The organism is Streptomyces cyaneochromogenes, from assembly GCF_003963535.1.
In the GTDB taxonomy this organism is placed as follows: Bacteria; Actinomycetota; Actinomycetes; order Streptomycetales; family Streptomycetaceae; genus Streptomyces; species Streptomyces shaanxiensis.
The window spans coordinates 7,130,175-7,144,751 of the sequence record NZ_CP034539.1; the positions used below are offsets into that span (position 1 = coordinate 7,130,175).

Below are 14,577 nucleotides of genomic sequence, written 5' to 3' on the forward strand. Positions count from 1 at the left end.
CGCATCCTGAGACGGACGGTGAGCACGGGGGCGACTTGTGCCAGACTGCCCCCGTGCTCTCGTTCGCCATGATTATTGGCAGCAGGCGCGCCGGTCCGCAGTGACCGCCACGTACGACCAGGTACGGGTGGACACCGTCGTCCTCGACCCGCGCGCAGACCTCTCGCACCCGCGAGAGGTTTTTCTGTTTCCCGGCCCACCCGCAGCCGGGCGGAGAGCGTGAGGGACCATAGGTGGGGGCGGTGGAACCGGTCATTCCGGTAGACCGAGATCCATACTTCAGGAGCCTTACGACCATGACGGTAACCAGCGAGCTCGACGACTCGTTCCACGTCTTCGACACCACCCTGCGCGACGGCGCCCAGCGGGAGGGCATCAACCTCACCGTCGCCGACAAGCTGGCCATCGCCCGTCACCTGGACGACTTCGGCGTGGGCTTCATCGAAGGCGGCTGGCCCGGCGCCAACCCCAGGGACACCGAGTTCTTCTTCCGCGCCCAGCAGGAGATCGACTTCAAGCACGCCCAGCTGGTCGCCTTCGGCGCGACCCGCCGCGCGGGCGGCAAGGCGAGCGAGGACCCGCAGGTCAAGGCGCTGCTGGAGGCCGGCGCCCCCGTGATCACCCTCGTCGCGAAGTCCCACGACCGGCATGTCGAGCTGGCCCTGCGCACCACGCTCGACGAGAACCTGGAGATGGTCCGCGACACCGTCTCCTACCTGGTGTCGCAGGGCCGCCGCGTCTTCGTCGACTGCGAGCACTTCTTCGACGGCTACCGCGCCAACCCCGAGTACGCGAAAGCGGTCGTCCGCACGGCGTCGCAGGCCGGCGCGGACGTGGTGATCCTCTGCGACACCAACGGCGGCATGCTCCCGGCCCAGGTCCAGGCGGTCGTCTCGACGGTCCTCGCCGACACCGGCGCCCGGCTCGGCATCCACGCCCAGGACGACACGGGCTGTGCGGTGGCGAACACGCTGGCCGCCGTGGACGCGGGCGCGACCCACGTCCAGTGCACGGCCAACGGCTACGGCGAGCGGGTGGGCAACGCCAATCTCTTCCCGGTCGTGGCGGCCCTGGAGCTCAAGTACGGCAAGAAGGTCCTCCCGGACGGCCACCTGCGCGAGATGACCCGCATCTCGCACGCGATCGCCGAGGTCGTGAACCTCACCCCCTCCACGCACCAGCCGTACGTCGGTGTCTCAGCCTTCGCGCACAAGGCCGGCCTGCACGCCTCCGCGATCAAGGTCGACCCGGACCTGTACCAGCACATCGACCCCGAGCAGGTCGGCAACACCATGCGGATGCTGGTCTCCGACATGGCGGGCCGCGCGTCCGTCGAGCTCAAGGGCAAGGAGCTCGGCATCGACCTGGGCGGTGACCGGGAGCTGGTCGGCCGGGTCGTGGAACGCGTGAAGGAACGCGAGCTCAAGGGCTACACGTACGAGGCGGCCGACGCCTCCTTCGAGCTGTTGCTCCGCGCCGAGGTCGAGGGCAAGCCCCTGAAGTACTTCCAGGTCGAGTCCTGGCGCGCGATCGTCGAGGACCGCCCCGACGGCACGCACGCCAACGAGGCCACGGTCAAGCTGTGGGCCAAGAGCGAGCGCATCGTCGCCACGGCGGAGGGCAACGGCCCGGTCAACGCCCTGGACCGGGCCCTGCGTGTGGCCCTGGAGAAGATCTACCCCCAGCTCGCCAAGCTGGACCTCGTCGACTACAAGGTCCGCATCCTGGAGGGCGTGCACGGCACCCAGTCCACCACCCGCGTCCTGATCTCAACGTCCGACGGGGCGGGGGAGTGGTCGACGGTCGGCGTCGCCGAGAACGTCATCGCGGCGTCGTGGCAGGCGCTGGAGGACGCGTACACGTACGGGCTGCTGCGGGCGGGCGTGACGCCGGCCGAGTAGGCCGAACGGACCTCGCACCTGCCCCCGGTGCCGTCGTCCACGGCACAGTGGAGCGATGGACGACAAGGACGACACGGACACGGACGCCAGGAATCTCCTGGCCCGGGGGCAGGTGGCGACCCGGCTGCCCGCCCGGGACCTGGAGCGTGCGCGGCGCTTCTACGCCGAGAAGCTCGGTCTGGAGCCCGTCGACGAACGGCCGGGTGGGCTGCTGTACCGGTGCGGAGGCGCGGAGTTCGCGGTGTTCCAGTCGACAGGCGCCTCCCCCGGCACCTTCACCCAGATGGGCTGGCAGGTCGACGACGTCGAAGCGGTCGTGGCGGAACTCCGGCGGCGCGGCGTGCAGTTCGAGGAGGTCGACGTGCCGGGCCTGCACACGACGGACGGCATCGCCGAGATCGAGGGCCACTACCCGAGCAAGGGCTTCCGCGGCGAACGCGCCGCCTGGTTCCACGACAGCGAGGGCAACCTGCTGGGGATCGGTCAGCCGGTCGTCTGAGGCATCCCCGACGGCGTGCCTGTGGGAGCTCCTTCTCCAGCAGCGTGAAGGACTTGGGCGCCCCGCCCGGCTGCGGCTTGCCCTCCTTGTGGCCCGCGACGTGGTAACCGGCGTCCTGGTAGTAGGCGTTGAGACGCGCGTTGCCGGCCAGACAGTCCAGGCGCACCGATGTCCGTCCCACCGCGGCCACTCGGCGTTCCGCGGCCCTCAGCAGCAGGCGCCCCGTCCCGCGAGCGGCGGTGCTCCGGTCGACCATGAGCCGGTGCACGTACCCGGCCTCGGGCGGCTGCGGACCCCAGGCGGCCTCGTCCTCCCACCACGGCTCCCAGGCGCCGGTGACGCGCCCGTCGGCCTCCGCGAGCCAGACCTCGCCGCGCGAGATGACCCGGCGGAAGTGGTCCTCGTCCAATTCCCCCGGCCGCCACTGGCCCGTCACGCCATGGGCCGTCATCCAGCGGGCCGCATCGTCGCGGAGGCGGACGAGGGTAGCCAGGTCGGCCTCGCCGGCCCGGCGGACACGTGGATCATTCACGCCGGGATCCTCGCGCATCCGTGCCGTGCGAAAGATGGTTTCGTATACGCGTCAAGGGGGGCGGGTCTTCACTTACTGAAGGAACAATGCCCCTGATCCGGCCAGGGGTTGAGCGTGCACCGGTCCTGACGTGAAGTCTTGACGCCAATCGGCGCCGCCAGTTAACTCACGGCGCGAGTTAAGTCAAAAGTGGACTATGAGAGTCGAGGGATGTTCCATGAGAAGAACCGCCCTGCTCGTCTCCGCCACCCTCCTGACCACCCTGCTCCCGCTCAGCGCGGCCGCCCCCGCATCCGCCGCCGACGACCCCGCCCCGGTCCCCGTCGACCGCTTCGAGGGCGAGGTCCCCTTCGCGAGCCCGCCTGCCGAGGGCGTCTTCACCTGGGGCGGCGACAACGACGACCCGCCGGCCCTCCGGCTGGCCGCCCGCGACGACGCGCCCGAGGGCGAGCAGGTCCTCTCCGGCACGTACGACATCAGCGGCTACGGCGGCTTCACCCACACCTTCGCCTATGCCGAACCCGCCCACGACTGGTCCGCCCACAAGGGCGTCCGCTTCTGGTGGGACGGCCGGAACAACGGCAAGAAGATCGCCTTCGAGCTCAAGGACGGCGGCGCCAACGGCGAGGCCACCGAGCTGTGGACGACCTCCTTCACCGATGACTTCGGCGGCTGGAAACAGATCGAACTGCCCTTCACCGACTTCACTTATCGCACGGACTACCAGCCCGTCGGCGGCATCGACCACATCCTCGGCCTCACCGAGACCTGGGGATACGCCGTCACCCTCCCCGTCGGCGTCAAGGCTGAATTCGCCATGGACGGCGTCGAGTTGTACGGCAGGGCCGACCAGTCCCTGAAAGCCTCGGTCCGCACCGACTCCGCCGTCTATCCGACCGTCGAGGGCGGCACGGCGACCGCACGGCTCACCGTGGCCACGACCGGCGCCACCCCCCTCGACGAACCCGTCACCGTCACCTACGAGACCACCGGCGGCACCGCCGACCCCGGCAAGGACTACACCCCGGTCACGGGCACCGTCACCTTCCCGGCCGGCACGGCCTCCGGGGCCGCCCGCGAGGTCCGCGTCCCCACCCTGAGGGACAGGTCCGCCGAGCCCGCCGAGACGATCCCGCTGAAGCTGACCGTCACGGGCGCCAAGGCCCCGGCCGAGACCCCGCAGATAGTGGTCGACGCGCACGGACTGCCCTATCTCGACAGCAAGTTGCCCGTGCGCAAGCGCGTCTTAGACCTCCTGTCCCGGCTGTCGCTGGAGGAGAAGGCCGGCCAGATGACCCAGGCCGAGCGCGGCGCGCTCGCCACCTCCGGCGACATCGCCACGTACGCCCTCGGCTCGCTCCTCTCCGGCGGCGGCTCCACCCCGACGCCCAACACCCCCGAGGCCTGGGCGAAGATGATCGACGGCTTCCAGCTGAGGGCGCGGGCGACCCGCTTCCAGATCCCGCTGATCTACGGCGTCGACGCGGTGCACGGCCACAACAACCTGGTCGGCGCGACGATCATGCCGCACAACATCGGACTCGGGGCGTCCAGGAACCCGCAGCTGGCCTACCGGGCGGGCGCGGTGACCGCCGCCGAGACACGGGCCACCGGAGTCCCCTGGAGCTTCGCGCCCTGCCTGTGCGTGACGCGGGACGACCGGTGGGGGCGGGCCTACGAGTCCTTCGGCGAGGACCCGGCGCTCGTCGAGTCGATGGAGACCGTCATCCAGGGCCTCCAGGGCAGGCCCGACGGACGGGACCTGGACCGTGGCGACAAGGTCCTCGCCACCGCCAAGCACTTCGTCGCCGACGGCGGCACCGAGTACGGCTCCTCCACCACCGGGACGTACACCATCGACCAGGGCGTCACCAAGGTCACCGGGCAGCAGCTGGAGGCCGTCCACCTGGCCCCGTACGAGACGGCCGTCGACCGTGGCGTCGGCACGGTCATGCCGTCGTTCTCCTCGCTCGACGTCGTCGGCGACGGCCTGGGCCCGGTGAAGATGCACGCCCGCGCCGACATGATCAACGGTGTCCTCAAGGACCGCATGGGCTTCGACGGCTTCGTGATCAGCGACTGGCAGGCCATCGACCAGATCCCGGGCGACTACGCCTCGGACGTCCGTACGTCGGTCAACGCGGGCCTCGACATGATCATGGTGCCGTACGCGTACAAGGAACTCCACGCCACCTTGGCCGACGAGGTGAGGGCCGGACGGATCGGCGAGCGGCGGATCGACGACGCCGTGTCCCGCATCCTCACCCAGAAGTTCCGCCTCGGGCTCTTCGAGAAGCCGTACGCCGACACGAGCGGCGCGTCGCAGATCGGGTCCGCCGAGCACCGGGCCGTGGCGCGGCGGGCGGTGGCCGAGTCGCAGGTGCTGCTGAAGAACGCGCAGGGCGTGCTGCCGCTGAAGCAGTCCGAGAAGGTGTACGTCGCCGGATCCAACGCCGACGACATCGGCAACCAGAGCGGCGGCTGGACGATCACCTGGCAGGGCTCCTCCGGGGACATCACACCCGGTACGACGATCCTGGAGTCGATGCGGAGGAACTCGGCGCGGCTGACGTACTCCAAGGACGCCTCGGCCCCGACGGACGGCCATGACGTCGGTGTGGTCGTCGTCGGTGAGACCCCGTACGCCGAGGGCGTCGGCGACGTCGGCAACGGCCACGACCTGCGGCTGAGCGACGCCGACCGCGCGGCCGTCGACAAGGTGTGCGGCGCGATGAGGTGCGTGGTGCTGATCGTCTCCGGGCGTCCGCAGCTCATCGACGACGCGGCACTGTCCGGGATCGACGCGCTGGTCGCCTCCTGGCTGCCGGGCACGGAGGGCGACGGCGTGACGGACGTCCTCTACGGCAGGCGGCCCTTCACCGGGCAGCTCCCCGTCACCTGGCCGAAGTCGGAGGCACAGCTGCCGATCAACGTCGGGGACGCGTCGTACGACCCCAGGTTCCCGTACGGCTGGGGTCTGACCACGCTGACCAAGGTGCCCGAGGGCGGCGCCGTGACCCTGAAGGCGCTCGGCATCGCGGCCGCGGCCGCCGAGAAGGCCGGGGCCGAGGAGGCGGGCCGGGCGCTCGTCACCAAGGCACGGCTGATCGTCCAGCAGCGGGCCGCGGGCACGGGGATCACCGCGGCGGTGGCGGGGCCCTTCGCCGAGGCCGACCATCTGCTGGTGACGGGCCGGTACGGGGCGGCCGTGGAGCGGCTGCGGGCGGCGTACCGCGCGGCCTGAGCCGTCGTACCGCAGCGCGGCGTGGCACGACATCGGTCCCGGTGGGATTCGCCCGCCGGGACCGACCCTTTTGTCCGGCCCATCAGGTAGCGTCGAGGGTATGAGGACTCCGCTCTCCCGGGGCCTTATGCGCTTGGCTGTCGTGCCGGTCGCCGCGACGGTCGCGGTGCTCACGGCCGGCGCGCCCGGCGCACATGCGGCCACGGATGTTTCCCAGGTCGCCGAGGCGCTGCGCGAGGGTCCCGTCTACGTGGACCCCGCCGCCTCGGACCAGCTGTCGTCGGCTGACGCCGAAGCGCTCGCCGACAAGATCAAGGACGCCGACAAGCCGGTCTTCGTCGCCGTTCTCCCGGCCGACCAGCCGACCCGGAACCTCCTGCTGAACCTCCGTACGGAGACCGGTGTCACGGGCCTGTACGGGGTCCGCGTCGGTGATCGCTTCGACGCGGCGGCCGACGCCACCGTGATGTCCCGGCAGGCGGTGGACAACCTGGTCACCTCGGTGCAGAGCGCCGGCGACCCCAAGGCCCAGCTGAACGACTTCGTCGACACCGCGCTGCGCAACGTGGGTGGCTCGGCACCCGCCAGTTGGAGCGACGGCGGGGACGGCACGGGTGTGGACGTCGGCGGCCTGGTCGCCGTCGGCGTGGTCCTGGCGGCGGGCGGCGCGGGCGCGTACGCGCTGGTCCGGCGCAACCGGCGACGCCACGAGGAGGAGCAGCGGGCGGCGCTGGAGAAGCTGCGGGTCGTGGTCGACGAGGACATCACCGCCTTCGGCGAGGAACTGGACCGCCTGGACTTCCACCCGGCCGAGACCGGCGCCGACGACGCGATGCGCGCGGACTACGAAACCGCCCTGGACTCCTACGACCAGGCGAAACGGCTCATGGACGGTGCCCGCAAACCGGAGGACGTCAAGGCGGTCACCCAGGCCCTGGCGGACGGCCGCTTCTCCCTCACCCAGCTGGCCGCCCGCCGGGAGCACCAGCCGCTTCCGGCCCGCCGGCCGCCGTGCTTCTTCGACCCGCGGCACGGCCCGGCGGTGGCCGACGAGACCTGGACCCCACCGGGCGGCGCGGCCCGCGAGGTCCCGGTCTGCGCGGCCGACCGGACCCGTCTGTCCGAGGGCCGTGACCCCGTGATCCGCGAGGTCGACACCGAGTACGGCCGCCGGCCCTACTGGGACGCCGGCCCCGCCTACGGCCCCTGGGCAGGCGGCTACTTCGGCGGCGGCATCCTTCCCGGCCTCCTCATCGGCACGATGTTGGGCAGCATGATGGCCGCGCCGGCCTACGCGGCCGACTACGGGGCGGGGTACGGGTACGGCGGTGGCGGCTACGAGGGCGGTGACGTGTCCGGGGCGGACTTCGACACCGGGGACTTCGGGGGCGGGTTCGGCGGTGGGGACTTCGGCGGGGGAGGGTTCGACGGCGGAGGCTTCTGAGGATCCGGCTACAGGCGGACGAGGCGGCCCTCGGCGCGTGCGGCGGTGTGCTTCGCCGGGTGGTCCTCGCGGCCGCCGGGGCGTACATGGCCGGGGCCGGCGGCGAGCAGCCCGGCGATCGCCTCCGGCACGACCAGGGCGATCAGGACGGCGAGGGGCGCGCGCCAGCCGTCGGTGACGTCGTGGAGGACGCCCAGGGCCAGCGGGCCGAGGCCGGCCAGCAGATAGCCGATGGTCTGCGCCATCCCCGAGAGATCGGCGGCTACCTGCGGGCCGTCCGCGCGCAGCCCGAGCAGCGTCATCGCCAGCGGGAAGGCGCTGCCGGTCGCCGTACCGAGCAGGCACACCCACGCCCAGCCGAGAGCGGGGGCCAGCAGCAGGCCCGCGAGGGAGAGCAGTTGCGCCGCCGTCACGGCCACCACGAGGAGCCGCTGGCCGCGCATACGGGCGGCGGCGAGGGGGACGACGAACCCCAGCGGGATGCCGACGGTCAGCATCAGCGACATCATCAGCCCGGCCTGGGCGGGCGTGTAGCCGCTCGCCCGCATGATCTGCGGCAGCCACGCCACCAGCGTGTAGAACATCAGCGAGACCAGCCCGAGAAACGCCGACACCCACCAGGCGAGCGGGCAGCGCAGTAAGGATCCGCCCGTCGTCCTCGGCACCGGAGGCGGGGTCCTGCGATGCCTGCCGTCCGCTCCGGGCGCGGCCAGCAGCCCCCACACCGCCGCGGCCAGCACCGCGGGCACCGCCCAACCCGCCAGCGCGGCCTGCCATCCGGTCGCGGCGGCAAGCGGCACCGCGGCTCCGGCGGCGAGGGCCCCGGAGACGGCCATGAGCGTCATGGTGAGGCCGGTGAACAGTCCGATCCGCCGGCCGAAGTGGTCCTTGACGATCGCGGGCAGCAGTACGTTGCCGACGGCGATGCCGGCCCCGGCCAGCACCGTCCCCGCGAAGAGCGCCGTCGGCCACGGAACCGCCCGCACGGCGGCGCCGAGCGCCAGCACCCAGAGGGCGGCGCACAGGGCGGCCTGCGTTCCGAACCGGCGGGCCAGCCGGGGCGCGATCCAGGCGAAGGCGCCCAGGCACAACACCGGCAACGTCGCCAGCACGCTGACCTCGGTGCCGGACAGGGCGAGAGCCTGCCGGACGTTCCCGATGAGCGGCGAGGTCCCGGTGATCGCCGCGCGTAGATTGACGGCCAGCAGTATCAGACCGGTGATGAGCCACAGTCTGGTGGTCACGTGTGTTTCCCCCGTGGACGTGACGGCGGCCCCCTCCTCCGTCCAGGAGAGGGCCGCCGGGCTTTCGAGAAGTGCTCGGTGTGCCGGTGGGCCCAGGTGCGCCCGTGGGCTTCGGTCAGATGCTCACGCTGTGGTTGACCGGACACTTGGCCCTGCCGGCGGTGCGGAACGCCACACCGGTCGCGCCGACGGAGGCGGGCGTGCCGAGCTGCTTCAGGATCTCGTCGGACAGCAGGTCCTCCTTGCCCTTGAGGGCGTCGGCAACCTTCTCGTCGGAGACGAACACCAGCTCCGCGGCGATGTTGTCCTGAACGATCCGCGCCAGGTTGTCCAGGGCCACCCCGATCGGGTCCGACGGCAACTGCGCCGTGGGGATGTCGATCAGATGGGAGTCCACCTTCTTCTGGTTCATCATCGGCTTGATGATGATCTCCGCCTGGTTCAGCACCGACGTCGTCCAGATCGACAGCACGACCGTGTACAGGTCGGCCCAGGCGGCCTCGCCGAGCTGTGCCCGCCACTTCTTGCACAGGCCCTGAACCCCGGAGATCTGTGCCTCGGCGGCGTACTGCATGTTCACGCGGATCGCTGGGTACACGCGCCCCGCGAAGACCTGGAACGAGGCGATGTCGAAGGCGCGGGACCGGATGGAGTCGGCGATGAACGTGAGCGCCTCGTCGAGGATCTTCGCGCAGGAGTTGTGCAGTGCCTGCGGCAGCTTCGCCGCGGCGAGGTTGCCCTTCGCGGTGGTCAGCTTGTCCGCGAAGGCCTGCAGGGGCGTCGTCCAGGCGTCGGTGCCGGGGCCCTGCATCGCCACCATGTCGAGGTCGTGGGCGTCGATGCGGTCGGCGTTGGGGACGTTGGGGACTTTGTCCGACAGGTACTCCGCGAGCGTGGAGAAGATCCCCAGCGGCACGTGGGCGATGGACTTCGCCAGCTCGAACTCCTCCGCCACCGGGTGTTCCACGTACCGTTTGCCCTCGTGGACGAGGGTGAAGGTGCCGCCCTTCGCGTCGTTCTGCACCACGATCACGGGTCCGAGGTTCTTGACCAGATCGGCCTTCAGCGCCGCGTAGTTGGTGCGCATCGCAGCGTTCACCGCGCGGATGGAGTCCCGGGCGGCGCTCTGGGCGCTCACCGCCTCCGCGGCCGGGGTGGCGTCGAGGACGGTTGCCGTGGCCGGCTGGGCCGCCGTGTGGCCCAGGAACGTCGCGGCGCCCATGCCGCCCGCGCCACCGATGAATGTCCGGCGTGTTGCCATGACTTGCTCTCCGTAACGAATCGGTCGTCAGGTGTTCCCGCCTGGGGGGAAAGCGGTGGTGTGGGGGGAACTGACCCGCCGGGAGCCACGAAGGGCCGGGACGCGGGGAGCACTGCGAGAGGTGGATCCCTCTCCGGTGGATCCCTCTCCGGCAGCGTGGGGCTGCGGGGGCGCCGGAGAGGGGCAGTCGCGGGCGCGACAGGCCCGTACCGGTGCCTGTCGGACTCGCGCTAGGGTCTGTCGTTTGGATCAGGTCGGCTAAGAGAGACTGCGCCTCCTGGCTGACCCGAGCGGGGCGTGGTGCGTGCAGCTGCAAGGCGGAGGAGGGCGGCGACGCGGAGCGTCGGCAACCGACGACAACGCGGCAGATGCGCGTGCCACGCCCCGCGACGCCGGCATGATCCAAACGACAGGCCCTAGTAGTGCTTCGTTAGGTCTATGCGTTTGTGCTGATCAAGAGCATGTTGGAAGTGTGGACACGCATGAAGTGAACCGATTACGGGCCGCGTTGGCGCTGTTCGTGGCCGATGTGTTCGCCTCGGTGCCGCGCAAGGATCAGCGGGCCAAGGGCGAGTGCTATCTGCGGGGGTTGATGCTGGACGGCCGGCGCAAGTCGATCCAGCCGATGGCCCAGCGGCTGCCGGACGGGAACATGCAGGCCCTGCAGCAGTTCGTCAACCAGTCGCCATGGCAGTGGACGCCGGTGCGGCGGCGGATCGCCGAGCGGCTGGTCGAGGTGGTCAAGCCCGATGTGTGGGTCATCGACGACGTGTCGTTTCCCAAGTACGGGCGGGCCTCGGTCGGGGTAGCCCGGCAGTACTGCGGAGCGTTGGGCAAACGGGCCAACTGCCAGGTCGCCGTCAGCGTGCACGCCGCCACCGACACCGCCTCCTGCCCGCTGGAGTGGGAGCTGTTCCTGCCCGAGGAATGGGCCCACGACCTCCCGCGGCGCACGGCTGCGGGCGTGCCCGACGAGATCGGGCATGTGACCAAGCCGCGTCTGGCGTTGGGGCTGCTGGAGAGGCTGGCGGACTGGCTGCCGTCGGTGCCGGTGCTCGTGGCCGATGCCGGCTACGGCCGCAGCGTCGCCTTCCGCCTGGCCCTGGAGGAACGCGGCTGGTCCTACATCATGGCCGTCGAGCCCAAGGAGATCGCCCGCCCGGCCAATGCCATCCCATATCTGCCGCCCTACCAGGGCCTGGGCCCGCCCACACTGCCCCGCTATCGCGAACCGGCCCGCCCCCTGCACCAGCTCATCGATGCGCACGCCCGCTTCGAAACCGTCACCTGGCGCCAAGGCAGCAAAGGAACGATGACCTCACGCTTTGCGGTGCTTGAGGTGCGGCCCTCGGGCAAGGAAGCTACCCGCACCGCGCAGGAACAGGCCGGTGGACGCGGCCGGTGGGACGGGGTGCTGCCGCTGCGGACGCTGCTGGTGGAACAGCCCGAAGACGCCGACGCACCCACCGGCTACTGGATGAGCAACCTGCCCGCCACCACCCCCATCGCCGACCTGGTGCGCTTTGCGAAGATGCGCTGGCGTATCGAGCACGATTACCGCGAGCTCAAGCACGGGCTGGGCCTGGACCATTTCGAGGGCCGCACCTGGCGCGGCTGGCACCACCACGTCACCCTCGTCACCGCCGCCCAGGCCTTCCTCACCCTGCGGCGTTACGACCCAAAAGCCCGCACGACAGCCTGAGTCTCTACCAGGTCCTCGACGCGTTGCAGGACCTGCTGCGCTGCTGGGACGGTACCTGCACCACCTGCGGCCGCCCCCTCACCCCAAGCAGAACCAGAACCTAACGAAGCACTACTAGGTCAGCGCGGTGTGGGAGGGAACGACGACGCCGTACAGGTCGGCGATCGTCGCCAGCGCGCTTTGGTGGATCTGGGCGGCGGACACTCCGCCGCCCACCGACGGCAGCGGCCGGGTGGCGCAGGCGTCGGCGACCACGGTGGGCTTGTTCCCGCGCAGGAACGCGCCCTCCGCGGTGAACGTCACGCACATGTGCGTCATGAACCCGGCGATGACCAGGTTCTTGTTGCCCGCCCGGTCGACGAGGTCACCGAGTTCGGTGTCGACGAAGGCGTTGGGGGCCTTCTTCACCACGGTCCGCTCGCCCTTGGCGGGCTTGACCTTGTCGTGGATGCGGCCGATCGGCCGGCGGACGTCGTACGGGGTGTTCTCCCCGCCGTCGTTGACGATGTGGATGACCGTCCCGCCCGCCTCGCGGGCCGCGCCCAGCAGTTCGGCCGCGGCGTCCAGGGCGGGCCGCCAGCCGTCGAGTTCCATCACACCGCGGGTGTAGGTGTTCTGGTAGTCCACCATGATCAAGGTGGCGGAGGCGAGCGAAGCCGGCTTGTCGGCCAGGCCGTTGAGCTTGCGCAGCGTCGTCGTACCCGACGTGTCCGCCTCCGCCGCCTGCGCGGGGGAGTCGCCCAGCCGGGTGGCGCCGAACACCGCGGCCCCGCCGACGACGGCCGCACCGCCGACCTTCAGGAACCCACGGCGGGACGTGCCGCCCCGCTCCTGCTCCGCCATGTCAGGCCAGCTCCTTCCCGGACGCGACGACGACGCCGTACGCGTCGGCGATGGCCGCCAGCCCGCTGCGGTGCAGTTCGTCGGCGGAGACGTTCACGATCGACCGGGTGGCACACGCGTCCGCCGGGACGGTGGGCCGGTTGCCGCGCAGGGCCGCCGACGCCGACGTGTACGCGATGCACATGTGGGTCATGAACCCGGCGACGATCACGTTCTCGTTCCCGGCCTCGTCCACGAGCTTGCCGAGGTCGGTCCCGTGGAAGGCGTCCGGGGCCTGCTTGACGACCACGGGCTCGCCGTCGATCGGTGCCACGCGGGGGTGGATCTCGCCGATCTCCGCGCGGATGTCGTACGGCGACCCCTCGCCGCCGTCGTGCTGGACATGGATGACCTCGGCTCCGGCCGCGCGGGCACGGGACAGCAGATCCGACGCCGCTTCCAGGGCGGGCTTCCAGCCGTCGAGTTCCATCACACCGCGGGTGTAGGTGTTCTGGTAGTCGACGAGGATCAGCGTCGAGGACGCGAGGGCCGCGGGGGTTTTGTCGGCACCGCCGAGTGCGCGCAGCGTCTTGCTTGCCACAGGTCTTCTCCAAGGGTCGGGGGACTCAGCGAGTTGTTCAACAAGTTGTTGAACACGTATGCGACGCTATGGCTCGCACCGGGCTGTCGGCAATGACGTGCTATTTGCAGAAACCGACACCCGCGACCGCAGGTCAAGCAGGGGGTTAAAAGGTGGGGACCGTCAACCGGTTGATCGTGATCGTGCTGTTCGAGGGCGTCGACCTCCTCGATGTCACCGGCCCGCCGGAGGTGTTCTCCCTCGTCCCGCGCGAGACCGCCGAGCGAGTCGGCTACGAGGTCGTCCTGGCCGCCGAGACCACGGCGCCGGTGACGACGGCGGCCGGCGTGCGGATCCTGCCCGACACCACGTTCCATGACGTCGCGGAACGGGCGATCGACACGCTGCTGGTGCCCGGCTCCGTCGAGGTGGACAGCGAGCGCCGCATCCACCCCATCACCGACCCCGGCACGGTGGCGTGGGTGAAGGCCCTGGCCACCCGCACCCGTCGGGTGACGTCGGTGTGCGTCGGCGCGCACATCCTCGCCGCCGCGGGGCTCCTCGACGGCAAGCGCGCCACCACGCACTGGTCGACCGCGCAGCGGCTCGCCGCCGACCACCCGGCCGTCCGGGTCGACCCCGATCCCATCTTCATCCGTGAGGAGGGCGAGGTCTGGACCGGCGCGGGGATCAGCGCCTGCCTGGACCTGTCCCTGGCCCTGGTCGCGGAGGACTTCGGCGAGCAGGTCGCGCTGCGCGTCGCCCGCCAGCTCGTGATGTACCTGAAACGGCCCGGCGGGCAGTCCCAGTTCAGCGTGCCGTTGGAGCGGGTGTCGCCGACCCGGCGCATCGAGGACCTCCGGCATCACATCCTGAACAACATCGGCCGCCGCCTGACCGTCCCGGACCTGGCCGCGTACGCGCACGTCAGCGACCGGCAGCTCACCAGGATCTTCAAGACCGAACTCGGCACGACACCGCACGCCTACATCGAATCGGCCCGGGTCGAGCTGGCCGGCAACCTGCTGGAGACCACCGACGACACGCTCGACCGGGTCGCCTCCGTCTGCGGGTTCGGCACCGTCGACACGCTCATCAGGGCGTTCCGCCGCCGCCACGCCACGACGCCGAGCGAGTACCGGGCACGGTTCCGCGCCGTGCCGGTCCGGGAGACGTCCGAAGCGGGATGAGCAGGGCGCGTGCGGCACGGTACGGGACGGCACGGGACGACACGGCACGGCACGGGCCCGGCGTCCGAGGACGCCGGGCCCGTGAAAATGGAGGATCAGTCGGATCGCTCAGATCGCTCAGATCACTCAGATCACTGGGATCAGTCGGATCCGTGGGA

General features: G+C 70.8%; 10 protein-coding genes and 1 pseudogene. 6 read left to right on the forward strand and 5 right to left on the reverse strand.

Going from position 1 to position 14,577, the window contains the following annotated elements; genetic code table 11:
• Window positions 1-296: 296 nt before the first annotated feature.
• Window positions 297-1,901 (forward strand): citramalate synthase, encoded by a 1,605-nt coding sequence (gene cimA, locus EJ357_RS32595; RefSeq protein WP_126395301.1) that lies wholly within the window; start codon window positions 297-299, stop codon window positions 1,899-1,901.
• Window positions 1,902-1,956: 55 nt separating this feature from the next.
• Window positions 1,957-2,400, forward strand: a complete 444-nt coding sequence (locus tag EJ357_RS32600; protein WP_126395302.1) for a VOC family protein — start codon at window positions 1,957-1,959, stop codon at window positions 2,398-2,400.
• A 25-nt stretch (window positions 2,401-2,425) separates the two neighbouring features.
• On the opposite strand, the pseudogene EJ357_RS32605 reads toward EJ357_RS32600, so the two are convergent.
• Window positions 2,426-2,950 (reverse strand): annotated as a pseudogene (locus tag EJ357_RS32605) (N-acetyltransferase family protein); the annotation flags it as partial.
• 199 nt (window positions 2,951-3,149) lie between these two features.
• On the opposite strand from EJ357_RS32605, the gene EJ357_RS32610 reads away from it, so the two are divergent.
• Complete coding sequence (locus EJ357_RS32610; protein ID WP_126395303.1) at window positions 3,150-6,176, forward strand: glycoside hydrolase family 3 protein; 3,027 nt, start codon at window positions 3,150-3,152, stop codon at window positions 6,174-6,176.
• Between the two features lie 127 nt (window positions 6,177-6,303).
• Entirely contained in the window at window positions 6,304-7,620 is a 1,317-nt protein-coding gene (locus EJ357_RS32615; protein WP_407698530.1) for a hypothetical protein, read from the forward strand.
• Window positions 7,621-7,628: 8 nt separating this feature from the next.
• Here EJ357_RS32615 and EJ357_RS32620 read toward each other — a convergent pair whose 3' ends face one another.
• Complete coding sequence (locus EJ357_RS32620) at window positions 7,629-8,864, reverse strand: MFS transporter (protein ID WP_228472680.1); 1,236 nt, start codon at window positions 8,862-8,864, stop codon at window positions 7,629-7,631.
• A 115-nt stretch (window positions 8,865-8,979) separates the two neighbouring features.
• Window positions 8,980-10,125, reverse strand: coding sequence for a hypothetical protein (locus EJ357_RS32625; protein WP_175647604.1), 1,146 nt, complete (start codon window positions 10,123-10,125; stop codon window positions 8,980-8,982).
• Between the two features lie 472 nt (window positions 10,126-10,597).
• Here EJ357_RS32625 and EJ357_RS32630 point away from each other — a divergent pair, with 472 nt between their 5' ends.
• Entirely contained in the window at window positions 10,598-11,827 is a 1,230-nt protein-coding gene (locus EJ357_RS32630; RefSeq protein ID WP_126395305.1) for an IS701 family transposase, read from the forward strand.
• A 114-nt stretch (window positions 11,828-11,941) separates the two neighbouring features.
• On the opposite strand, the gene EJ357_RS32635 is transcribed toward EJ357_RS32630, so the two are convergent.
• Together EJ357_RS32635 and EJ357_RS32640 are read right to left on the reverse strand one after the other, a co-directional pair.
• Window positions 11,942-12,670: a cysteine hydrolase family protein gene (locus tag EJ357_RS32635; RefSeq protein ID WP_126395306.1), complete on the reverse strand. Its 729-nt coding sequence runs from the start codon at window positions 12,668-12,670 to the stop codon at window positions 11,942-11,944.
• A gap of 1 nt (window position 12,671) precedes the next feature.
• Window positions 12,672-13,250 (reverse strand): cysteine hydrolase family protein, encoded by a 579-nt coding sequence (locus EJ357_RS32640; RefSeq protein WP_126395307.1) that lies wholly within the window; start codon window positions 13,248-13,250, stop codon window positions 12,672-12,674.
• A 152-nt stretch (window positions 13,251-13,402) separates the two neighbouring features.
• Here EJ357_RS32640 and EJ357_RS32645 point away from each other — a divergent pair, with 152 nt between their 5' ends.
• Window positions 13,403-14,419, forward strand: a complete 1,017-nt coding sequence (locus EJ357_RS32645) for a GlxA family transcriptional regulator (RefSeq protein ID WP_126395308.1) — start codon at window positions 13,403-13,405, stop codon at window positions 14,417-14,419.
• Window positions 14,420-14,577 lie beyond the last annotated feature (158 nt).